Below are 22,851 nucleotides of genomic sequence, written 5' to 3'. Positions count from 1 at the left end.
CATTGATCGTTCTAAGGGCAGCTTTTGCTTTATCAAGCAAGACGGCCATAGTACCATGTATTTAAAACATGTATAACTTGTTGTAATAAACATGTTAGAAAACAATGATAAGGAACTTTTATGGTTTTTCTTTATGCTGCAGTAGGTTTGGTTATTGGTATCATTATCGGCATTATCATTGCCCGCTTAATGACACCTGAATACAAGAAACATAAGCAACTTCAAAAGGAACTTGAAACCACCAAGTTTGAGTTAGAACAACATCGCCAAGATCTATCTGACCACTTCTCAAATACTGCAGAAATGCTCGATAGTTTAGGGAAAAGTTACACTAAGCTTTATCAACATATGGCACAAACCTCTTCTGATTTATTGCCTAACCTACCAAAACAAGAGAATCCATTTATTACTCAGGCAGCAGAAGAGTCAAGCGAAGACAAACATCACGAAGAAATTACCGATGTTCAACCTAAAGATTACGCGAATGGTTCGACTGGCTTACTTAAAGATCAGAAAAAAACGTTAAGTAATTCACCAGAAATGAACAAAGCGTCATAACCTCTCTCATTTCGTGGGAACTTTGCAAGGTTTTTTTACTCTATAGCTCCGGTATTCAATAAAGGAGTATTAGAATGAAAAAACCTTTGCTTGTTCTGAGTGCTATCTCATTAAGCCTTAGTGCTGTTTTAACCCCGGTGTCAGCCAGTGCTACCCTTCCGACGTCATTAAATGGCCAAGAAATGCCGAGCCTTGCTCCTATGCTTGAGCAAGTGACTCCGGCTGTAGTTTCTGTGCTCGTAGAAGGCAAGAAACACGCTAGTGGACAATCCATTCCAGAGCAATTCCGCTTCTTCTTTGGACCAGACTTCCCCGTTCCAGCTCAACCTGAACGTCAATTCAGAGGTCTAGGCTCTGGCGTCATTATTGATGCGAATAAAGGCTATATTGTGACTAATTATCATGTCATTAATGAAGCCGATAAAATCCAAGTAGCCCTATCCGATGGCCGAGAAATAAAAGCCACATTAATTGGTGGTGATAAACTGTCAGATATCGCCATTCTAAAACTCGAAAAGAGCGTATCCGGTTTAACTCAAATTAAAATGGCTGACTCTGATCAACTGCGCGTTGGTGATTTTGCAGTCGCAATAGGTAACCCATTTGGTTTAGGACAAACTGTTACCTCAGGGATCATTTCAGCATTAGGTCGTAGTGGGCTTAATATTGAAAACTTTGAAAACTTTATTCAAACCGATGCCGCTATTAACACCGGCAACTCAGGTGGAGCCTTAGTCAACCTGAAAGGTGAACTGGTCGGAATTAACACCGCTATCTTAGGGCCAAATGGTGGTAATGTCGGTATTGGTTTTGCCATCCCATCCAATATGGTGAAAAACTTAACCGAACAAATCATTGAGTTTGGTGGCGTTAAGCGTGGCATATTAGGCATCCAAGGGGGAGAGATCACCCCAGACCTTGCCGAAGCAATGGGCTACGACAGCAGTAAAGGTGCCTTTGTAAGTCAAGTCATGCCCAACAGCGCAGCAGAAAAAGCAGGCTTAAAAGCGGGTGATGTTTTAGTTTCGATTAATGATAAGAAGATCAACACCTTTGGTGAATTACGTGCCAAAATTGCCACCATTGGTGCAGGGAAAACCGTCAAGATAGGCATCATCCGTGATGGTAAAAATATCACTAAAAATGTCACCCTAGGGGAAGCAGAACAAATCCAAGCCAATGCTGCCGAACTGCATCCGGGGCTTGATGGTGCCAAATTTAGTAATACTGACAGCCACGATCCAATTGCTGGCGTCAAGATTACCGACATCACGAAAGGCTCAGCGGCGGAACGTTATCAACTGCAAGCAGGCGATATCATTATTGGCGTAAATAGGACTCGCGTGAAGAATTTAGCACAAATGCAAAAAGTCCTTGAGCAAAAAACCAATATCTTGGCCTTGAACATTCAACGAGGAGAACGCACTATTTACTTAGTGGTTCAATAATTCTCCTAACTAGCAACGCCATAACCAACAGAAAAGAGAAGTTTCGCGCTAAACTTCTCTTTTCTTTGCTTTCTATCCGGTGCTATTCTTTGCAAGACTCCCTTTAATTCATACCCGCACCTGAGGATACCAATGGTTAATTTTTTGCTGCGACCTATTCTTATTGGCCTAGCAACCGCTGTCGTAATTTTATTCGCAGTACCATCGTTACGTCAGGATATTTTGCATATTGAATCGGAACCTAAAGCTGAAACTTTTGATGATATGCAAATTTCATTTAGCCATGCGGTCCATCGAGCAGGTCCTGCTGTCGCCAATATTTATAGCCGACAATATGTTGAAGGCGACCGCTTAAAACTCAAAACCCAAGGCTTAGGCTCTGGCGTTATCGTGTCCGATAAAGGGTATATCATTACCAATTACCATGTGGTAGCTCAAGCCGATCAAATTGTTGTGGCATTGCAAGATGGTCGAGTATCCAGTGCTCAATTGGTGGGCTCTGACAAACGCACAGATATTGCTGTTCTCAAAGTTGAAATGAATAATTTACCGGTGATCCCACAAAACCCCGACTCTAACTCCAAAGTTGGCGATGTGGTATTAGCCATAGGTAATCCTTACAACTTAGGACAAACCACCACCTTTGGCATTATTTCAGCCATCGGCCGCTCCTCCGTCAGTGCTGATGGACGACAAGCCTTTATCCAAACCGATGCGGCAATCAACAAGGGAAACTCTGGCGGCGCTTTAGTGAATACCTTAGGTGAGTTAATCGGAATTAATACGGCTTCATTCCAACAAGCAACAGACTTGGAAACCTATGGTATTTCTTTTGCGATTCCTTATAAATTAGCCCATAAGATCATGACAAAAATTATTGCCGATGGTCGAGTAATTCGTGGTTACATTGGTATCGACGCTCAAGATATGAATGCGGTTGCCGCTCGCTTGCTGGGTATTGATTATGTTAATGGTATCGTGGTTCTCAGTATTGCCGAAGGTTCACCTGCCGATAAAGCGACGCTCAAAGAAAAAGATGTCATCGTGGGAATTGATGGTAAAAAAGTCATTAATAGTCAAAGTGTTTTAGACATGGTGGCAGAGTTTCGTCCCGGCACCGTAGTTAACTTCGATATTTTACGAGATGGCAAATCTCTAACATTACCCGTTACGATTGCTGAAGACCCTAGAGATTAAAGCATTAAGAATAAAAAAGCTCGGCACAACAATTATGCTCCCTCAACGACATAAAAAAACATCATCACATAACATGATGATGTTTTCATTCATTTAGCAGACCATAAATGTGGCTTAAAACTGAGTTTCTCATACCATTAATCCTACTAATTAGGTGTTCAGATAATTAGTAGGATTGGTATAAACTACAAACTAAACACAAAGTTGGCGATAATTGCCGATAAAATGCTGACTAACGTTGCGCCATACAGCAATCTCAAGCCAAATTTTGCCACCATATTGCCTTTTTCTTCATTGACCCCTTTGACCGCACCAGCGATGATGCCAATGGAGCTAAAGTTTGCAAAAGACACCAGAAAAATGGATAAAGTCCCGACAGTGATTTCCGATAAGTTTGCGGCTTGATCTTTGAGCTCCAGCATCGCAACAAATTCATTAGTCACTAATTTAGTCGCCATAATGCTGCCCGCTTGTAACGCCTCTGAACTTGGCACTCCAATCAGCCAAGCAATCGGATAAAATACATAACCGAGTACCGCTTGGAACGTAATCCCGAACACTAAATCAAAACCATGGTTGATTAAGGCAATTAAGGCAATAAAGCCAATTAACATCGCAGCCACAATCACCGCCACTTTGAACCCAGTAAGAATATACTCACCTAACATTTCAAAGAAACTGTCTTTAGGTTGCTCGTCCTGCCCTTGCTTAACCATGTCATTAAAATCGACTTCCGCATCGTAATCATAAGGGTTAATCAAAGATAAAATCGTAAAACTACTGAACATATTTAGAATCAAAGCCGTTACGACATATTTAGGGTCAATCAATTGCATATAAGAGCCGACAATCGACATCGATACCGTCGACATCGCGGTGGCCGCAAGTGTATACATACGTTTTTCAGACATTTTGCCGAGAATGTCTTTATAGGTAATAAAGTTTTCTGATTGACCCACCATAAGCGCACTGATCGCGTTAAATGACTCTAACCGCCCCATACCATTCACTTTCGACAATACAAAGCCAATCGCTTGGATCACAATAGGAAGTAATTTGATGTGTTGTAAAATACCAATCAAAGCGGAAATCAACACTATCGGCATCAATACGTTGAGGAAAAAGCTAAACTCACCCGCATTCAGCAAACCACCAAATACAAAGTTGGTACCTTGTGCGGCAAATTCCATTAATGCTTCAAACCCAGCAGAGATGGAGCGAATAATCCCAGTTCCCACATCAGAATGAAGAAAGAAGAAAGCCAGCGCTATTTCAACAAGTAATAATTGCAAGATATAGCGAATCTTAATCTCTGAACGATTTCGGCTTCCTAACAAAGCCAGCCCAGTCACAACCAATAACGCAAAGAAGAATTGTAAATATACCATCACACTCAAAACCCAATATAGTTCTCAATTGGTGTGAATATTTGATCATATCGTTTCATTTTTATAATGCATAGATCACATTCATTCATTTCTATTACGTCTGTAACACGACCAATCTATTGAGATGTGAACGCAAACGAATACCTCTTTAACTCGTCACTTTAAAATCGATTTATCAACAAATATAAAAAAAGCGCCAAACTCACTGGCGCTTTACAATTTTACAACATATTGATTACTCGGCAGATTCAGGATGATCCACTTCGATTTTCGTGACACGTTGTAAGCCTCTAGGCAGTTTGCCTCCTCGACGACCACGTTCGCCACGGAAGTTATCTAGATCAATCGGTTTTAATCCAAGCTTACGCTTACCCGCATACAAGGTCACACTGACACCATAAGGGATGGCGATCAACTGCGAGACTACTTCTTCACGAGTTTTAGCTTTAGCCGATGGAATATTAATGATCTTATTACCTTTCCCTTTACTTAATTGCGGCAAATCTTTAATTGGGAATAAGAGCATTCGGCCATCATTGGTGATCACCAAAATCTCATCTTTATCCAGATCTGAAATAGGACTTGGTGGTAATACTTCTGAGTTTTCAGGTAAATTAATTAACGCCTTACCACTACGGTTTTTCGATAGTAAATCTGAACCTTTACACACAAAACCATAACCGGCATCCGAGGCAATCAACCATAGTTGCTCATCTTCACCCATCACAACTTGGCGAACATGGCTACCTTCCGCAATCCCTAGACGTCCAGTAATCGGCTCACCTTGGCTACGGGCTGATGGGAGCGAATGAGACTCTAATGAATAACTGCGCCCATCCGTGCCTAAGAACACGGCCTGTTGGTTACTCTTACCATGGGCATGAGCAAGATACTCATCACCTGACTTATAGTTGAGTGAGGCTGGATCAACATCGTGCCCTTTCGCATGGCGAATCCAACCTTTTTCTGAAAGTACGACTGTAATTGGTTCGCTTGGGATCAAGTCGCGTTCCGTTAATGCTTTGGCTTCTGCACGTTCAACTAATGGCGAGCGACGATCATCACCGTATTTTTCTGCGTCGGCTTGAATCTCTTTTTTGATCAAAGTATTTAAACGACGTTCAGAACCCAGTAGTTGTTCAAGTTTTTGACGTTCTTTTTCAAGCTCATCTTGCTCGCCACGTAGCTTCATTTCTTCTAATTTGGCTAAGTTACGTAAACGCGTATCTAAGATAGCATTCGCTTGGATCTCAGTAATCCCAAAGCGAGCCATCAATACTTCTTTGGGCTCATCTTCGGTACGAATGATCTCAATTACCTCATCCAAGTTAAGGTAGGCAACCAATAAACCTTCCAAGATGTGCAGGCGATCTAACACTTTATCTAGGCGATACTGTAAGCGTCGACGAACCGTGGTTTTACGGAACTCAAGCCACTCTTGAAGGATCTTGACCAAGCCTTTTACTTCAGGGCGATTATCTAAACCGATCATGTTGAGGTTAACACGATAGTTCTTTTCAAGATCAGTAGAAGCAAATAAGTGGTTCATCAACTGATCGCAATCCACACGGTTAGAGCGAGGAACGATCACGATACGAGTTGGGTTTTCATGATCCGACTCATCACGCAGATCATCCACCATCGGCAGCTTTTTGGCGCGCATTTGGTTGGCAATTTGTTCTAGTAACTTCGCACCAGAAACTTGATGAGGCAACGCGGTGATCACAATATCACTGCTTTCTTTATGCCATACCGCACGCATCTTGATACTGCCACGACCGTTACGATAGATCTTTTCAATATCCGCTGCAGGTGAAATAATTTCCGCTTCGGTTGGATAATCAGGGCCTTTTACATGGGTCATGATTTCCGATAATTCGGCTTTAGGGTTATCAATTAAATGGATTGCAGCATTGGCAATTTCACGCACGTTATGCGGAGGAATGTCGGTTGCCATACCAACGGCAATTCCGGTAATGCCGTTTAATAAAATGTGCGGCAAACGAGCTGGCAACATTTTTGGCTCTTTCATGGTGCCATCAAAGTTTGGTGTCCATTCCACCGTACCTTGACCCAATTCACCTAATAGAACTTCAGCAAACTTAGATAATTTCGCTTCGGTATAACGCATCGCCGCGAACGATTTCGGATCATCTGGGGCACCCCAGTTACCTTGACCATCCACCAGCGGATAACGATAAGAGAAGGGTTGCGCCATCAAAACCATGGCTTCATAACAGGCTGAATCACCATGTGGATGGTATTTACCTAACACATCCCCCACGGTACGAGCCGATTTTTTATATTTTGCCGCCGCAGAAAGGCCAAGCTCAGACATCGCGTAAATAATACGACGCTGCACCGGTTTCAGACCATCGCCTACGTAAGGTAAAGCGCGGTCCATAATTACATACATTGAATAGTTAAGATACGCATCTTCAGTAAATTTGCGTAACGTCAGCTGTTCAACGCCATCAAATGTCATTTCAGAACTCATTGATTAACCTTTTTATTCACTCGTCGTTTATAGCTCAACATCCGCTTGGTCACCGTAGGCCTGAAGCCAGTTACGGCGGTCTTCCGCGCGCTTTTTACCCAATAGCATATCCATCATTTCAATGGTTTGCTCATTATCATCAATGGTCAATTGCACCAAGCGACGAGTGTTAGGATCCATAGTCGTTTCACGTAATTGCAATGGGTTCATCTCACCCAAACCTTTAAATCGTTGTACGTTGATCTTGGCTTTCTTATTGCTTAAACGCTCTAAAATACCGTCTTTCTCACCTTCATCTAAGGCGTAAAAAACCTCTTTCCCACAGTCAATGCGGAATAAGGGCGGCATTGCCACATACACATGGCCTGCACGTACTAAAGATTCAAAGTGACGCATAAACAACGCACATAATAAGGTCGCGATATGCAAACCATCGGAGTCCGCATCGGCTAGAATACAAATTTTCCCATAGCGCAAGCCATCAAGATTATCGGTATCAGGGTCAATCCCAAGGGCAATCGAGATATTATGCACTTCATCAGAGGCCAGAACTTGATCCGATGATACTTCCCACGTATTTAAGATCTTACCACGCAAAGGCATAATCGCTTGGAATTCACGATCGCGCGCTTGTTTGGCCGAGCCACCTGCCGAGTCCCCTTCCACCAAGAATAATTCGGTACGATTTAAATCTTGCACTGAGCAATCGGTCAGCTTACCAGGGAGTGCTGGACCTGAGGCCACTTTTTTACGCACCACTTTTTTACTGGCACGCATACGACGATGAGCGCTGGCAATACAAGCTTCTGCTAATAATTCGGCAATTTGTGGTTTTTCATTCAGCCATAAACTAAAGGCATCTTTGACCACGCCTGAAACGAAAGCCGCAGATTGACGAGACGATAAACGTTCTTTGGTTTGCCCTGCAAATTGTGGGTCTTGCATTTTGATCGATAACACGTAAGCACAACGATCGAAAATATCATCCCCGGTCAATTTCACGCCACGTGGTAATAAGTTTCGAAATTCACAAAACTCACGCATCGCATCCAGTAAACCTTGGCGTAAACCATTGACGTGAGTACCACCTTGCGCAGTTGGAATCAGGTTAACGTAGCTTTCGGTAATAAGATCGCCGCCTTCAGGTAACCAGATGATCGCCCAATTGGCCGCTTCGATTTGACCTGTAAACTCACCAGTAAATGGCTCTTCAGGTAAAACAGGGAATCCCTTAACCCCTTCGACCAAGTAATCTTTTAGGCCATCTTCGTAATACCATTTATGGGTATTGCCGTTCACTTTATCGATAAATTCAATTTCAAGTCCAGGGCATAAAACCGCTTTCGCTCGTAAATTATTAATCAACCGACTTACTGAAAAATTACCTGAATCGAAGAAAGAAGTGTCTGGCCAAAAATGCACACTGGTACCAGTATTACGTCGTCCGCAAGTTCCCGTGACTTCTAATTCTTTAACCTTATCACCATTTTCAAAGGCAATTTCATACACTTGGCCATCACGTCGGATCTGAACTTCCACACGCTTAGAGAGTGCGTTCACAACCGAAATGCCGACCCCGTGCAAACCACCAGAGAACTGATAGCTTTTATTCGAGAATTTACCACCCGCATGCAATTTACAGAAAATCAGTTCCACCCCTGAGATTTTTTCTTCAGGGTGAATGTCGACTGGCATACCACGACCGTCATCGGTCACTTCAATAGATTGATCGGCAAATAACGTTACTTGAACTTTAGAGGCATGTCCTGCTAGGGCTTCATCGACACTGTTATCAATAACTTCTTGTGCCAAGTGATTCGGGCGCACAGTGTCGGTATACATTCCTGGGCGACGACGAACCGGCTCAAGACCGTTCAGAACTTCAATCGCACCAGCATTATATTGTTCAGTCATAATAAAAAGATAATCTCAAAAAAGATGGTAACTATTTAGACCCCAAATGGCCTTATTTTAGTTATTCTATGCCATAAATACTGGCATCATAGTCTGTATCCCAGCCGATAATGTCAAGTTAAGCCATATAAAAGTGAAGGATTCCTCCCTTTACATCACTCAGTCTTACTTTTACCACTGACTACAGAAAAAACACATCCACTCTGTCTCAGTAACCAAAGCAACTATAAGGCTAAAAACTCCACAATTTGTTGCGGGTATCGTTCAAAGCCAACAAAACTGTGATCACCAAGCTCTTCGATCGTTGAGCGGCTATGCTTATATTTATCAACAGCTTGACGATAGTCTAACACTTCATCGCCTTGTTGTTGCAACAACCAAAAATCATTCGGTGAACGTAATCTTGTTATTTCTAGGGCTTTAAGCTCTAAGATGTGCTTTTCTTCTAAAACATAACTTTGATTGGTATAAGGGTTGGTTTGCTGCCCAAGGTAATCCACTAATAATTCAAAAGGACGCACTGCCGGGTTTACCACTACTGCTCGACAACCATATTTATCATTGAGCCAGGTTGCCAAGTAGCCGCCCAAAGAACTCCCAACTAAACCAATATTATAGTCTCGATGATGGTTACTGATGAAGGCATCAAGATAATCCGAGGCGCGCTTAGGAAAATGCGGTAATTGTGGAATAACCAAGGTGATATCAGGTCGGTATTGTTGGCAGTATTCCCGAATGAGGTTGGCTTTATGAGAGTTGGGCGAGCTATTAAAGCCATGTAAATATAATAGCATCGAGGGTTTGTTCACTGCGCTCTCCTTAAATCATATCTGGAAGCGCAATTGTACACCAACCACCAATTAAATGGATATTAGGAGCATCACACTCGCTTAATCAATAACCTTGTGATTCAAAATCTGGTTGGAAATCACTGCTCGCTAAGCGATAAACTTGCGTTTCAATTTGTCCATTCGCTTTTAAGGTTAAACTGCGCCATCCAGGTGACACCGTATCCAGAGCAAACTCATGCGATTGTGGTTTAAATTGAATACAGGTTGATGGGCTGGTCAAGACTTCGACGCCCTGATAATGCTGATGAAAATCTTGATGCACATGGCCACACAATACCGCTTTCACATTTGAGTGCGGCTGTAGCACTTGCCAGAATGCTTCGCTGTTATGTAAACAATGCTGATCAAGCCAAGCACTGCCGACTAATAAGGGGTGATGATGCAAAAGGATCAGACTAAAACGTTCAGGGTAATCAGCTAATTTTTGTGATAAATATTGTAATTGTTGTGCTGATAATACCCCGTGAGGGCAACCTTCAACTTGACTATCTAGCAAAATAATTTGCCAATGTTTTCCGACCAGTAAATGTGTATCTTCTTGAATTTGCGGGGAAGGATAAACACTGTACATATTAGGTTGGTAGTCGTGATTACCCGGTAACCAAAAACAAGGCTTTTGTAGCGGAGCGATACCTTGCTCAAATAAAGTATAAGAAGCATCAGTGTGATCTTGTGAGACATCGCCTGTCATGAGTAAGGCATCATAGTGCCGTTTACTTGTCGTAATATCCTCAACCACCGCCGTAAAACTATCAAGCGTATTCACACCTAAAAGTGCCCTTTCTCGATCAGAAAAAAGGTGGGTATCGGTAATCTGAACCAAAGTGACATCAGCTAAATCAGGTTCAAGCAAATTGGGAAAGTCAGTTTTCAAAGTGGTCAACTCATCTCTATACGTTTGTTGATAGTTATTATTTTGTTACATACTAATAAATAGGCGCTCGACTAATTCCATGCCTCAAACAAAAGCTTAACCATTCTCCAAGAAACTGGTTTACTTGAAACTTTTCGTCTTTTTGCATCATTTTTTTATTAGGATAATCATAGCGTGCCTCAACTCTAGAAATCTGCTCACTGGCACACACTTCCGCAACTCGAGCATCGTGATAAAGGCGAACCCGCATGCGAGGCAATGGAAAGATTGGACGCACATCACATTGGCACACATCCACTAAGGTGGTATAGCGGGTCACCTCTTTCACTTCCAGTTGATACGCCATTTGAGAAACTTGATACGAACGCGTTTCTCCTACCTCATGCGCACTAGGTAACAAAGAGTTCATTTTGGCATAATTGGTTTCATAAACGCGCATTAAACCAGCAAGATCAACATGGTAAGTTTTTGTCATTCACAGCCTTTTCTTTTTCATTGCAACATTCAGACAATAAAGCATTGGTTTACATAGAAACAACATTTAACACCAACGTTGTTTCAATTTAGTATGATTTAATTGTAACCACTGTAATGCAATGATAGTCGCTCCATTTTCTATCACACCCGATTCAACCAGTTGATAAGCTTGTTCTCGAGTCATCACATGAACTTTAATGTCTTCATTTTCCGAATCTAGGCCATGCACACCGGATGCAGTTGTTGCATCAATCTGACCAACAAAAACATCAATCGTTTCAGAGCAACCACCTGAAGAAGCGTAATAATGGCTAATCGCTTCTACCTCACCGACTAGCACGCCCGCTTCTTCCATTGCTTCACGGCGAACCACCGCTTCTGATGATTCATCTTGATCATTCATACCGGCAATGATTTCAAGCTGCCATGGAGAATGATGTTCTAAGGCTCCAACCCGAATTTGCTCAATTAATACCACTTCATCGCGCTTGGCATCAAAGGCTAATAAAGCCGAGGCATGTCCCCTTTCGAACATCTCTCGCGTAATTAAGCCACTCCAACCGCCTCGAAATAAACGATGCTTAAAAGAGTATTTGATCACTTTAAAAAAACCATTAAAGACTCTTTCTTTACTCTCAATCTGAATATCTTGTGACTGAAAAAGCGAGGTAAATGGTTTAAAGTTCATCTTGAAACTCCTTTTATTGGACCGAGATCTAATCACGATAGTGATAAATCGACAAGCTTTGATACAATTTTTTTTGATAAATGTTGAGTTTTTTTTAACCTTAAACTTGTTTTATTGTCCAGACGGATAGTAAGTGGTAAATTAATGTAAAAGTTTGCATAACATTCTAGCTACTTAGGTTACAATCTAAACCATTATTGTCTCTTTTATTATAAGCGGGAAAAGAACCATGAAAAAACTGCTTCCTCTTTTCATCAGCCTCTCTCTTGGTGGCATACACTTGGCTCATGCTGATGATCTTGCGCAGATTTATAATCAAGCAAAAGAAAACGATCCTCAATTATTAAGCTCAAAAGCTGATCGTGATGCGGCATTTGAAGCAATCGAATCAAGTCGTGGTGACCTTTTACCTCAAATTAATCTAACCGCGGGTTATAACATTAATCGCAATATCAACTCTCATAACAATGATCCTGTAGAGAGTTATGGAGCAAGCACCAGTGAGCAAAATGTGTTCACAGCGGGCCTCGACTTCTCTCAACAATTATACAGTCGTGACAGCTGGGTAAACTTGGATATTGCAGAGCAAAACGCTCGCCAACAAGATTCCGCTTATGCCGCCGCACAACAAGAAATGATTTTGCGTGTTTCTCAAGCTTATTTTGATGTGTTGCAAGCTCAAGATAATTTAACTTTTATCCAAGCTGAGAAAAAAGCCGTTGGCCGTCAATTAGAACAAACGAAACAACGTTTTGAAGTGGGTCTATCGGCCATTACTGATGTGCATGATGCACAAGCTCAATACGATAGCGTGTTGGCTGATGAGATCATTGCTCAAAATGACTTAACAAACAGCTATGAAGCTTTACGCGAAATCACCGGCCAAGATAATAAAGACTTAAGAGTGCTAGATACCAAGCGTTTCACCGCGAGCACTCCTCAAACTACACAAGCTTCATTAGTTGATGAAGCCAAACAAAAGAACTTGAGCTTATTAACTGCACGAATCGCACAAGATATTGCGAAAAGTAATATTTCTTTAGCTCAATCAGGTTATAGCCCTTCTTTAACTTTAGATGGTGGTTATCAATATTCTGATATCGATGAGCATAACAGCCACTCACCTTACAGTAACTACACCAGCAACGATTACAACATCGGTGTAAATTTAGTGATTCCACTTTACCAAGGTGGCTCAACCAGTGCTGATGTAAAAACTGCGCAATACCAATATGTCTCAACCAGCCAACAACTGGAAGAAACCTATCGTAGCGTAGTGAAAGATGTACGTGCTTATTACAACAATATCAATGCGTCCATCGGTACTATCCGCGCCTACCAACAATCAGTTATTTCTGCTAAATCAGCCTTAGAAGCGACGGAAGCGGGTTATGAAGTTGGTACGCGTACTATTGTCGATGTATTAGATTCAACTCGTAGTTTGTATGATGCTAACCGTAACCTTTCAGATGCACGTTACAACTACATTCTGAGTGTACTACAACTAAAACAAGCTGTTGGTACGCTGAGCGAGCAAGATGTGTTAGATATCAATGCAGGCTTAATCGCGGCTAAATAATCGTTAACACAGCCTAATTAACAACGCCGCTTCAGAGCAAACTGAAGCGGCGTTTTTTATCCATTGGTTATAGCAGCAATCGTACTAATTAACCTTTACCACCTTTAATGGCATTGATGATTTCCGACGTTGAGCAGCCATCTTCAAAGTTCAGCACTTTCACTTCACCGCCTGCCGCAATCACTTCGGCACCACCAGCGATCTCTTCCGGTTGATAATCTCCGCCCTTCACTAATAAGCTCGGTAAAACTTCTGAAATTAAGCGTTGAGGAGTATCTTCACTAAATGGCACCACCCAGTCCACGGCACCTAAGCCGGCTAATACCGCCATACGGCGATCGGTTGGATTAACCGGTCGGCCAGGACCTTTTAAGCGCTTCACTGACTCATCAGTATTAACGGCGACAATCAGCTTATCGCCTAATTCTGCAGCGTGATTTAAATAAGATACATGACCTGCATGCAAAATATCAAAGCAACCATTGGTCATCACCACTTTTTCACCACGAGCACGAGCTTGCTTCACGGCCTCAATTAAAGCGGGTTCACTGATCACGCCATAATCCGTATCTTTACTACCATGGATGGCTTCGGCCAACTCAATCGTCGACAGGGTCGAGGTTCCAAGTTTACCCACTACCACACCGGCCGCCGCATTGGCGAGTGCACAGGCTTCTTTTAAATCTTTACCCGCCGCCACAGACGCTGCCAATACTGAAATCACAGTATCACCCGCCCCCGTCACATCGAAGACTTCTTGAGCTTGAGTCGGAAGGTGGAATGGCTCTTGTCCGCGACGTAATAGCGTCATACCATGTTCACTGCGGGTCACTAATAAAGCGTCAAAATCAAACTTGTCGATTAAAGCCAAGCCTTTTTCAACTAAGTCTTGCTCATCTTTCGTTTTACCGACCACCAATTCAAACTCAGACAAATTCGGTGTTAATAAGGTTGCGCCACGGTAACGTTCAAAATCCGCTCCTTTAGGGTCAATAAAAACTGGCACCTTCGCAGCTTTAGCTTGCTGAATCATGGTTTGCACATCATCCAACGCCCCTTTACCGTAATCTGATAAAATTAACGCGCTCACTTGAGGAAGATACGTGGTCAAACGATCCAACATAGGTTGGGAATCTACCTGAGAAAAACTGTCTTCAAAGTCTAAACGAATCAGTTGCTGGCCACGGCTCATCACTCGCAATTTAGTGATCGTAGGGAGCTCTGGCACTGTGACAAAATCACACACCACATTTAAAGAAGATAACTTTTGGTTTAGTACTTGAGCAGGCTCATCTTCACCAGTTAAACCAACTAACTTGGCATTCCCGCCTAATGCAGCAATATTCATCGCTACGTTGGCAGCACCGCCTGGTCTTTCTTCATTATTTTCTATTTTCACCACTGGCACTGGCGCTTCTGGAGAAATACGTCCTGTCGGGCCATACCAATAGCGGTCTAGCATGACATCTCCAATAATTAACACACCAGATTGAGCATAATCAGGCAAAATAGGTTTCATACAATTCTCCAAATACTAAACCGAAAGCGCATAGACCAAAATGCCTACTCTTTCGCTCAGTTAAATTTCTGATATGGGGCCAATAATATCACAGCCCTAGACAACTGCTCCAGAGCTCGGTGATACAAGCCCGGTGCTCAGCAAAGCGAGATTGATCAACATCAGCCTCTAAGTTCAGCAAGTTTCGATGGTGGATTTCATTTCTCAAACAAGTATAGGCTTCTATTAATTGCTGAGCCTGACTGGTTTCAATAAGCCCTTGCTCAGCCATGGTTTCAAGGATGCGTACATTGTCTGACCAACGAGTTAACGCATGGTATTGATGACTATATTGCAGCACCATATATTGAACCAAAAACTCAATATCCGTAATTCCGCCTTTATCTTGCTTTAGCATAAAACGGCCAGCTTTTTTTTCTGATAAGTGTTCGCGCATCTTTTCTCTCATCTCATAAACGTCTTTTTTCAGCTTTTGTGGCTCACGTTCCTGAGTTAAGATTTTATGGCGGGTCTCATTAAAGCAGCGTTCTAATTTCTCATCGCCATAAATCATACGCGCTCTCACTAACGCTTGATGCTCCCAAGTCCATGCTTCTTGCAGTTGATATTCTTCAAAGGTTTGCGCGGTACAAGCCAATAATCCAGATGTTCCAGAAGGCCTTAACCGTGTGTCGATGTCATACAAAATGCCAGATGGCGTGCGCACAGAAAAAATATGCACAATTCGTTGCGCTAAACGTAAATAAAACTGTCTGCCATCAATTTCTTTTTTACCATCGGTATACACATTAGGCGGACAATCGTGCAAAAATACCACGTCCAAATCAGAATTATAGCCAAGCTCCCAACCGCCGACTTTACCGTAACCAACCACCGCAAAACCTTTACCGTTTCGATGGGCTAAATGGCTCGGCTCTCCATATTTTGCCGTTAATTGTAACCACGCCTGTTGTACCACGGCTTCGACAATCGCTTCGGCTAAATACGTTAAATGATCGCTCACTTTCATGACAGGTAAGGCACCCGCAATATCCGCCGCCGCAATGCGTAAAATGCAAATCTGCTTAAATTGGCGTAATGCTTCCATTTGTTGTTCCATATCGTCTTCAGGAATGCGCGCTAAAAAGTCACGTAGTTCCGAACGATAATGTGTCAATGCAATGGGATTGTAGAGCTGTTGAGGATCAAGTAATTCATCAAGCAAAATAGGATAACGACCCAGCTTTTCAGAGATCATCGGGCTGGCAGTACACAAACGAACCAGTTGTTTTAATGCCCCAGAATGCTCTTCTAATAATTCTAAATAGGTCGTCCGAGTCACGATGTTATTCAAAAGATGCAAGACTCTCGCCAAGCCAAATTCAGCATCGGGATGAGCAAATACCACATCAAATACTTTAGGCATTAAGCGAACTAACACTTCACGCCCTCGTGGTCCTAACGTCTTTTTGGCTAAATCTTGTTTGAAGCGCACAATCACATCGGCCAATTGCGCTGCATTTTCAATATCGAGATCTTGGCGAATAATCAGCTCTAAGGTTTGAGGCTGAGAAGCCATGTCCCACATTTCAACATAATGAGAAGCGACCGAGTGCTCCGACTCATCTTGCTCACCAATCAAATCAATAAAGACTTGGTGGACGGCGTCCATGTGCTGAGCAACCAAGGCAAATAAAGCGGGCCAATTGTCCACTGACATGGCATAGGCTAAACGCTGTTGATCACATTCATTATCCGGTAACGTTTGAGTTTGTTTATCATCAATCGCTTGTAGTAAGTTCTCTAATTTCCTTAAAAATTTATACGATTGGCGTAAGTTAGCCACCTCTTGAGAGCTCAACAACCCCAGCTCATCAATCGCCGCTAAGGTTTCTAATAGACCTCGACCTTGCAAGCTAGGTTCTCGTCCACCGCGAATCAATTGAAACACTTGGACAATAAATTCGATCTCTCGGATCCCTCCCGCGCCAAGCTTGATATTATTACTCAGCCCCCTGCGCCGAACTTCCGCACTGATCATCGACTTCATTCGACGCAGAGATTGAATCGCACTAAAGTCGATATAACGACGAAAGACAAATGGTCTGAGCATCTGTTTTAGCTCTTGGTATTGGGGGTACATTTCACAGCCCATGACCCGAGCTTTAACCATGGCGTAGCGTTCCCAATCTCGGCCTTGTTCTTGATAATAATCTTCCAGCGCCGAGTAACTCATCACCAAAGGGCCACTTTCACCAAATGGACGTAAACGCATATCAACCCGATAGCAAAAACCGTCAAACGTGGTTTGATCTAACGATTTAATCACTCGCTGTCCAAGCCGCGTAAAAAACTGCGCATTATCTAAATGGCGACGCTGGCCTTGGGTCTCACCATTTTCTGGGTAGGTAAAAATCAAGTCGATATCTGATGAGAAGTTAAGCTCTGCTCCCCCGAGTTTTCCCATCCCAATAATCAACATCGGTTGTGCTTCACCTTGAGCATTACAAGGCGTCCCCCATTCTGCGCAACAGGCTTTATATTGCCATTGGTAGGTTTCCACAATCATGGCTTCGGCCAACATCGATAAGTGTTGTAAACTATGCTCTAGCGGCCATTGCTGAAGGAAATCTCGCCACGCAATCACCACCATTTCTTGACGGCGAAAGAGCCTCAATTGATGAAGTAACTCCGCTTCGTTATGGCATGCTGATAAACGTGCAAATAACTGCTGACGGTAATACTGGGCACGATTTGACGTTGCCAGTAATTCTGGAAGTTGCATGAAAAGGAGTTCATCGGCCAACAGCGATTCTGCAATAAAGTCACTTAACCCTAATACTACTTCCAGTTGTTGGTAAGCCTCATCCGGCCATTGAGCGCGAGCATTAGGAAATCGAGTTTTCAGTGCATCCAGTGCTTGTTGAGATAAAGCTTGTAATGGGGCAGGCAAGCTCATAGAAACTCCTTGTTCAATCATCAATAATCAAAGCCTTACTCTACTCTGTTTTAACATTTGATGTTAGGCTCAATTTATCGCTAAATAAGTGATGGGGAAAGGATACCTTGTATGATCTATTTACTTTACCAGATCATCAGTAACACGGATTAAGGGGACAACATGAAGTATCAAACCAATAATGACTCAGATTTTAAACCCATGAGTTTGATGTCATTATTACTCTCATTTGTCTCCTTGGTGATCGTTTATCATTTACTTTTCATGACCATTGATCTTGAGACTCGCCACACGTTATTAGGCATAGATACCGCCATCTGCGGGCTCTTTCTTCTCCAACTGACGATTGATTGTTATCGCTCTAAGCAGCGATTGCGGTATTTACGTCAGCATTGGTTAGACATTGTCGCCAGCATCCCGATGATCGAAGTTCTGCGTTTGGCTCGTATTGTCCCTATTGTTCGCATTGTGCTGTTAATGATTCGTCATCGACAATCATTTTTAAGTGAAGCCAAAAAAAATCGTAAAGAAGCAACCTTAGCGACGATCTTTACGTTATTGATTGTACTAATCACTATTGGCTCAACCTTTATGCTGTTATTTGAAGCCGATGCAAAAAGCAGTAACATTCATAATGCCGGTGATGCATTGTGGTGGAGCCTGGTCACGATATCCACCGTCGGTTATGGAGACCATTATCCTGTGACCTTTGCTGGCAAAATACTCGCTACCGCGATGATCATTTGTGGCGTGGGGATTTTTGGTATGATTTCAGGCTTAATCACCTCAATTTTATCTTCTCCTTATAAATCAAAACCCCCTAAGCATGAAACCTTATCATCAAAACAGCTAGAACAACTCCTCAAGCAGCAACAATACATGATTGAAAAAATAGACAAATTGGAACAACAGTTAGAACACATCTCGCCTAAAAACCCGCCTCGACATGATTCCTGATTTATATTAGCGGTTAAGCATTATAAAAATAAGACACAAAAAAAGGGTTCACTAGGAACCCTTTTTGGTCAATATAAATTTAAGCATGCCAGTAAGGCGAAACTTCGGTACAGCGCATGCGGGTTTGTTCCATCGCATGTAAAATAGACACTTCTTGACGTCGAATCCAACGTTCAACTTGATCTTGTTCTTGTGCCTCTAAGGTCGGTAATAATTGCTGTAATGGCTCTAAAGTCAGTAAGTCATCCACCCCTTCTAGCAAATCGACCCAAGGTAAGCGAAATTGTGTACGCTGCTCGAGATCAAATAGATAAGCAAAAGCCAAACCAGTGAAGAGATTACGCTTTAGGCGAGCTTTCTGATCAATATAATCTTGGCAAGATAAGGTTCTTTCAATAGGGAACACTTCGATCAATTCAGCCCAACTACGATCTAATTGTTTGATAGCAAAAGGCTTCACATCTTGCGTCATTTTTTCACGTGCTTTGTCATCTAAAAATGGCTGCCAACCTTTAGATAATATCCAGCGACTCAGGTCAAGTAGGACTGCGGTATAACGAGCCGAACCAAACAAGGTTAAGATCGCTTCTGCGTCAGGCAGAGCCTCTTTTTGCTCATTTAAAGCGGCGACCAACTGTTTTTGGCAATCGAGCTTTCTTAAAGCATAGCCTTTATCTTCTGTTAGTCCGTCCAAATAGCGTGAGGTTTTTAACCACGACAATTCTTCTTCTAACCATTTTAACTCTTGACGTAATAACGCACTGCCACGACGAGGAATAATGCCGCCATAGACGGTAAATAACTGACGAATGAAGTGAATCGAATAATCAATTTGCTCTAACGCTTCAATCGAGGGTTGTTCAGTGTAGATTTGTTCATGGTAATGCCAATGCGATAAGCCATGTTCCAGAGATTGAATAAAGCACTCTTCTACGCTGAATTTAGGATCCGTTTCTATTAATGAGAAATCCACCACCGGATCGGACGTGTAGTTTTGCGCTAAGCGATAACCTCGCGCAGCTTTACTTAAATTACCTAAACGCATGCCACCTTGATCGGATAAAACCCGAGCTAAGGTAAACAATGATTCAGTTTGACCTGATTTTAACTCCAGCTCCACTTCGCAAATGGGGCTTTGATTTTCACCAGCAATCACGACACCTTGATCGAAAGCAACTTCAATTTGACTGCCATCTGGCATACTTAATAACCATTGCTCACGCTCAAAGTTAGTAGCGAACAACGGGACTATCTCTTGTTGCAGAGTCTGAAGATCACGTCCTTCAGGCCAAATATCCTGTGGATGAAGGGAAAGATCGGGTTCATTACTTGAGTGCTCAGCATTATATTCAGGTCGCTGATGCAAACCTGCCACTACTCTACCTGCGGTTTTGACGGTTTGAACATACACATCATCGCTTTGACGAATACGTAAACCAATATCATGCAGACGTAGCCAAGAATCGGTCGTATCAAAGTAGGTATTACCCAGCTCTTTACAACTGTGTTGCAGGACTTTGGTTTCTGCGATTTTTTTCTTTAAAACTTCAGAAAATTCAGGGGATACAAAAAACTTAAGTTCTATCTCGGTTTCCATAATGCGGCCTATGATTAATGACCCTCAAAGAATATTGTGGATTTGAATCGTGGGCAAGAAAGAAATCACTTTGTCTATTTATATATTGAATAAAACAGCATCAATCTTCCTCAGATTTCAGCTCATTTCATTTTTACATAGACTAAAATGGTATGAATGCTATGAAGATTACGTTAACATGCGCGCGACTTTATAGCACTGTCCAGCATTTGAGCAGAAACCCGCTTAAATGAAAATGAGTTATATTATTTGTAGGTTAAATAACCATGCCAGTAAATACAATTATGGGGTTATTTGCAAAGTCCCCTATTAAGCCTTTGCAAGAACACGTTGTATGTGTAAATGAATGTTGCTCACAACTGATCCCTTTTTTCGAACATTGTTTAAAGAGTGACTGGGATACAGCGAATCAAATTCGTGAAGATATCTCGCGTCTAGAGCGCGAAGCAGATGTATTAAAACGAGAAATTCGTCTAAAGCTGCCACGCGGTCTATTTATGCCAGTTGATCGTACCGATATGCTTGAGCTGTTAACTCAACAAGATAAGCTTGCCAACCTTGCTAAAGATATTGCAGGCCGCGTTATCGGACGACAATTAGAGATTCCTTCACAAATTCAAGAAAGCTTTCTAGCCTATGTTTCTCGTTGTCTTGATGCCGCTAAACAAGCGCAAGAAGTAATTCATGAACTTGATGAATTACTAGAAACCGGCTTTAAAGGTCGTGAAGTAACCCTTGTTGCTGAAATGATTAATCAACTAGATGAAATTGAAGATGATACTGACTCGATGCAAATTGCATTACGTCAGGAATTAATGGCGATTGAATCTAAATACAATCCGATTGATGTTGTATTTTTATACAAAATTCTTGAATGGGTTGGTGGTATTGCCGATCAAGCACAGCGTGTTGGTGCTCGTTTGGAAGTGATGTTGTCTCGTTCATAATGTAATCGAAGCAGCAATAATAAATAAGAAAAGTACAAAATAACAAACCAGGCAGCAGTGGGGTGTGATTCCCGACAACAAGCTTGCCTAACCTGTTATCTCAAAACTAGGTATTACAATGGATATCCTCGCTAACTACGGCACTATTTTAATTTTAGTTGCAGCGTTTTTTGGTTTCCTAATGGCTGTTGGTATTGGTGCAAATGATGTTGCCAATGCCATGGGCACATCTGTTGGTTCAAAAGCACTAACAGTTAAACAAGCGATTGTTATCGCAATGATTTTTGAATTCGCAGGGGCTTACCTTGCGGGCGGTGAAGTCACCGACACAATCCGTAAAGGGGTCATCGATACGTCTTACTTCGCCTCTCAACCTGACGTCTTAGTCTACGGTATGATGGCGTCATTATTGGCTGCAGGTACTTGGCTTCTTTTAGCCTCATACATGGGCTGGCCAGTATCAACGACTCACTCTATTATTGGTGCTATTATTGGTTTTGCTTGCGTTTCTGTTGGTACAGAGGGCGTAGACTGGCACTCTGTTCAAGGAATCGTTGGTAGTTGGATCGTCACCCCCTTTATTGCTGGTATTTTTGCCTATGGTATTTTTGTTAGTGCCCAACGACTGATCTTTGATACCGAAAACCCGTTACTCAATGCTAAACGCTTTGTTCCGGTATATATGTTTATTACCACTATGGTTATCGCTCTAGTAACCATCAAAAAAGGTCTTAAACATGTCGGATTACATCTAACTCATGGCGAAGCTTGGCTATACTCTGCCGGTATTTCTGGTCTAGTTATGGTTTGTGGTTATCTTTATATCAATAGAAGATTTGCGAGCCACAAAGAAGATCGTAGCTTTTCTGGTGTAGAAAGCATTTTCAGTGTCTTAATGGTTATTACCGCTTGTGCGATGGCTTTTGCTCACGGTTCTAACGACGTAGCAAATGCTATTGGGCCTCTTTCTGCGGTTGTGGCTACGGTTGAGAATCTAGGTCAACTGACAGCTAAAAGTACAATTGCATGGTGGATTCTTCCATTAGGCGGTGTCGGTATTGTAGTCGGTCTAGCTACTATGGGCCATAAAGTAATGGCGACGGTCGGTACTGGTATTACCGAATTGACGCCAAGCCGTGGTTTTGCCGCTCAGCTAGCAACCGCTTCAACCGTAGTATTGGCTTCAGGTACAGGCTTACCAATTTCAACCACTCAAACCTTAGTGGGTGCGGTATTAGGTGTTGGCTTTGCTCGTGGTATTGCGGCACTAAACTTAGGTGTAGTACGTAACATTGTGGCTTCTTGGATCATCACCCTACCTGCTGGTGCGGTGTTAGCCATTGTATTCTTCTACGCTCTTCAAGGTTTATTTGGTTAACCATCAAAATGGTTCGCAGTAACTGACTCTGTCATCACTGTGTC

The 22,851-nt window shown here is 42.4% G+C and carries 17 protein-coding genes; 7 read left to right on the top strand and 10 right to left on the bottom strand.

All coding sequences use genetic code 11. From position 1 onward, the window contains the following. Nucleotides 1–120 precede the first annotated feature (120 nt). The 3 genes from zapG to degS all read left to right on the top strand — a co-directional run bounded on the left by zapG (nt 121) and on the right by degS (nt 3,203). On the top strand, nt 121–558 hold the full coding sequence (gene zapG, locus VCA1004_RS02105) for a Z-ring associated protein ZapG (RefSeq protein WP_086982199.1): 438 nt from the start codon (nt 121–123) through the stop codon (nt 556–558). A 74-nt stretch (nt 559–632) separates the two neighbouring features. Next, complete coding sequence (locus tag VCA1004_RS02100) at nt 633–2,006, top strand: Do family serine endopeptidase (protein WP_086982198.1); 1,374 nt, start codon at nt 633–635, stop codon at nt 2,004–2,006. 132 nt (nt 2,007–2,138) lie between these two features. Next, nucleotides 2,139–3,203, top strand: coding sequence for an outer membrane-stress sensor serine endopeptidase DegS (degS, locus tag VCA1004_RS02095; RefSeq protein WP_086982197.1), 1,065 nt, complete (start codon nt 2,139–2,141; stop codon nt 3,201–3,203). Nucleotides 3,204–3,388: 185 nt separating this feature from the next. Here degS and VCA1004_RS02090 read toward each other — a convergent pair whose 3' ends face one another. The 7 genes from VCA1004_RS02090 to nudF all read right to left on the bottom strand — a co-directional run bounded on the left by VCA1004_RS02090 (nt 3,389) and on the right by nudF (nt 11,892). Next, the gene (locus VCA1004_RS02090; RefSeq protein ID WP_086982196.1) at nt 3,389–4,591 is read right to left on the bottom strand and encodes a NupC/NupG family nucleoside CNT transporter; all 1,203 of its coding nucleotides are present in this window, start codon (nt 4,589–4,591) and stop codon (nt 3,389–3,391) included. A gap of 235 nt (nt 4,592–4,826) precedes the next feature. Continuing rightward, nucleotides 4,827–7,088, bottom strand: a complete 2,262-nt coding sequence (parC, locus tag VCA1004_RS02085) for a DNA topoisomerase IV subunit A (protein WP_086982195.1) — start codon at nt 7,086–7,088, stop codon at nt 4,827–4,829. A gap of 27 nt (nt 7,089–7,115) precedes the next feature. Continuing rightward, entirely contained in the window at nt 7,116–9,002 is a 1,887-nt protein-coding gene (gene parE / locus VCA1004_RS02080) for a DNA topoisomerase IV subunit B (protein ID WP_086982194.1), read from the bottom strand. A gap of 224 nt (nt 9,003–9,226) precedes the next feature. Next, nucleotides 9,227–9,811 (bottom strand): esterase YqiA, encoded by a 585-nt coding sequence (gene yqiA / locus VCA1004_RS02075; RefSeq protein WP_164520812.1) that lies wholly within the window; start codon nt 9,809–9,811, stop codon nt 9,227–9,229. 85 nt (nt 9,812–9,896) lie between these two features. Next, nucleotides 9,897–10,736 carry a 3',5'-cyclic-AMP phosphodiesterase gene (gene cpdA / locus VCA1004_RS02070; protein ID WP_232012609.1) on the bottom strand — a complete coding sequence of 280 codons (840 nt, stop codon included), beginning with the start codon at nt 10,734–10,736 and terminating at the stop codon, nt 9,897–9,899. A 43-nt stretch (nt 10,737–10,779) separates the two neighbouring features. Then, nucleotides 10,780–11,202 (bottom strand): DUF1249 family protein, encoded by a 423-nt coding sequence (locus VCA1004_RS02065; protein ID WP_086982192.1) that lies wholly within the window; start codon nt 11,200–11,202, stop codon nt 10,780–10,782. 66 nt (nt 11,203–11,268) lie between these two features. Continuing rightward, the gene (gene nudF / locus VCA1004_RS02060) at nt 11,269–11,892 is read right to left on the bottom strand and encodes an ADP-ribose diphosphatase (protein ID WP_086982191.1); all 624 of its coding nucleotides are present in this window, start codon (nt 11,890–11,892) and stop codon (nt 11,269–11,271) included. Nucleotides 11,893–12,121: 229 nt separating this feature from the next. Here nudF and tolC point away from each other — a divergent pair, with 229 nt between their 5' ends. After that, nucleotides 12,122–13,471, top strand: coding sequence for an outer membrane channel protein TolC (gene tolC, locus VCA1004_RS02055; protein ID WP_086982190.1), 1,350 nt, complete (start codon nt 12,122–12,124; stop codon nt 13,469–13,471). 88 nt (nt 13,472–13,559) lie between these two features. On the opposite strand, the gene hldE is transcribed toward tolC, so the two are convergent. Together hldE and glnE are read right to left on the bottom strand one after the other, a co-directional pair. Next, nucleotides 13,560–14,990 (bottom strand): bifunctional D-glycero-beta-D-manno-heptose-7-phosphate kinase/D-glycero-beta-D-manno-heptose 1-phosphate adenylyltransferase HldE, encoded by a 1,431-nt coding sequence (hldE, locus tag VCA1004_RS02050; RefSeq protein ID WP_086982189.1) that lies wholly within the window; start codon nt 14,988–14,990, stop codon nt 13,560–13,562. A gap of 88 nt (nt 14,991–15,078) precedes the next feature. Continuing rightward, a complete protein-coding gene (glnE, locus tag VCA1004_RS02045) occupies nt 15,079–17,928 on the bottom strand; it encodes a bifunctional [glutamate--ammonia ligase]-adenylyl-L-tyrosine phosphorylase/[glutamate--ammonia-ligase] adenylyltransferase (protein WP_086982188.1) in 2,850 nt (949 codons plus the stop codon). A gap of 162 nt (nt 17,929–18,090) precedes the next feature. Between glnE and VCA1004_RS02040 the strand changes: the two genes are divergently transcribed. Further along, the gene (locus tag VCA1004_RS02040; protein WP_232012608.1) at nt 18,091–18,885 is read left to right on the top strand and encodes a potassium channel family protein; all 795 of its coding nucleotides are present in this window, start codon (nt 18,091–18,093) and stop codon (nt 18,883–18,885) included. Between the two features lie 79 nt (nt 18,886–18,964). Here VCA1004_RS02040 and VCA1004_RS02035 read toward each other — a convergent pair whose 3' ends face one another. Then, entirely contained in the window at nt 18,965–20,482 is a 1,518-nt protein-coding gene (locus VCA1004_RS02035; RefSeq protein WP_086982187.1) for a CYTH and CHAD domain-containing protein, read from the bottom strand. Nucleotides 20,483–20,748: 266 nt separating this feature from the next. Between VCA1004_RS02035 and VCA1004_RS02030 the strand changes: the two genes are divergently transcribed. Both VCA1004_RS02030 and VCA1004_RS02025 read left to right on the top strand, forming a co-directional pair. After that, nucleotides 20,749–21,429 (top strand): TIGR00153 family protein, encoded by a 681-nt coding sequence (locus VCA1004_RS02030; RefSeq protein ID WP_086982186.1) that lies wholly within the window; start codon nt 20,749–20,751, stop codon nt 21,427–21,429. A gap of 118 nt (nt 21,430–21,547) precedes the next feature. Next, nucleotides 21,548–22,807 carry an inorganic phosphate transporter gene (locus VCA1004_RS02025; RefSeq protein WP_086982185.1) on the top strand — a complete coding sequence of 420 codons (1,260 nt, stop codon included), beginning with the start codon at nt 21,548–21,550 and terminating at the stop codon, nt 22,805–22,807. Nucleotides 22,808–22,851: the final 44 nt, after the last annotated feature.

It is taken from the genome of Vibrio aphrogenes (genome assembly GCF_002157735.2).
Taxonomy (GTDB): domain Bacteria; phylum Pseudomonadota; class Gammaproteobacteria; order Enterobacterales; family Vibrionaceae; genus Vibrio; species Vibrio aphrogenes.
The sequence above is the reverse complement of the archived record's forward strand: the minus strand, read 5'-3'. Positions and strand labels throughout refer to the sequence as shown.

Excerpts from the sequence above, each read along its gene's own strand:
- VCA1004_RS02030 (WP_086982186.1), top strand. The coding sequence starts at position 20,749 with ATGCCAGTAAATACAATTATGGGGTTATTTGCAAAGTCCCCTATTAAG.
- VCA1004_RS02040 (WP_232012608.1), top strand. The coding sequence starts at position 18,091 with ATGAAGTATCAAACCAATAATGACTCAGATTTTAAACCCATGAGTTTG.
- zapG (WP_086982199.1), top strand. The coding sequence starts at position 121 with ATGGTTTTTCTTTATGCTGCAGTAGGTTTGGTTATTGGTATCATTATC.
- nudF (WP_086982191.1), bottom strand. The coding sequence starts at position 11,892 with ATGAACTTTAAACCATTTACCTCGCTTTTTCAGTCACAAGATATTCAG.
- VCA1004_RS02035 (WP_086982187.1), bottom strand. The coding sequence starts at position 20,482 with ATGGAAACCGAGATAGAACTTAAGTTTTTTGTATCCCCTGAATTTTCT.
- VCA1004_RS02090 (WP_086982196.1), bottom strand. The coding sequence starts at position 4,591 with ATGGTATATTTACAATTCTTCTTTGCGTTATTGGTTGTGACTGGGCTG.
- tolC (WP_086982190.1), top strand. The coding sequence starts at position 12,122 with ATGAAAAAACTGCTTCCTCTTTTCATCAGCCTCTCTCTTGGTGGCATA.
- VCA1004_RS02065 (WP_086982192.1), bottom strand. The coding sequence starts at position 11,202 with ATGACAAAAACTTACCATGTTGATCTTGCTGGTTTAATGCGCGTTTAT.
- glnE (WP_086982188.1), bottom strand. The coding sequence starts at position 17,928 with ATGAGCTTGCCTGCCCCATTACAAGCTTTATCTCAACAAGCACTGGAT.
- parE (WP_086982194.1), bottom strand. The coding sequence starts at position 9,002 with ATGACTGAACAATATAATGCTGGTGCGATTGAAGTTCTGAACGGTCTT.
- VCA1004_RS02025 (WP_086982185.1), top strand. The coding sequence starts at position 21,548 with ATGGATATCCTCGCTAACTACGGCACTATTTTAATTTTAGTTGCAGCG.
- parC (WP_086982195.1), bottom strand. The coding sequence starts at position 7,088 with ATGAGTTCTGAAATGACATTTGATGGCGTTGAACAGCTGACGTTACGC.
- hldE (WP_086982189.1), bottom strand. The coding sequence starts at position 14,990 with ATGAAACCTATTTTGCCTGATTATGCTCAATCTGGTGTGTTAATTATT.
- degS (WP_086982197.1), top strand. The coding sequence starts at position 2,139 with ATGGTTAATTTTTTGCTGCGACCTATTCTTATTGGCCTAGCAACCGCT.
- VCA1004_RS02100 (WP_086982198.1), top strand. The coding sequence starts at position 633 with ATGAAAAAACCTTTGCTTGTTCTGAGTGCTATCTCATTAAGCCTTAGT.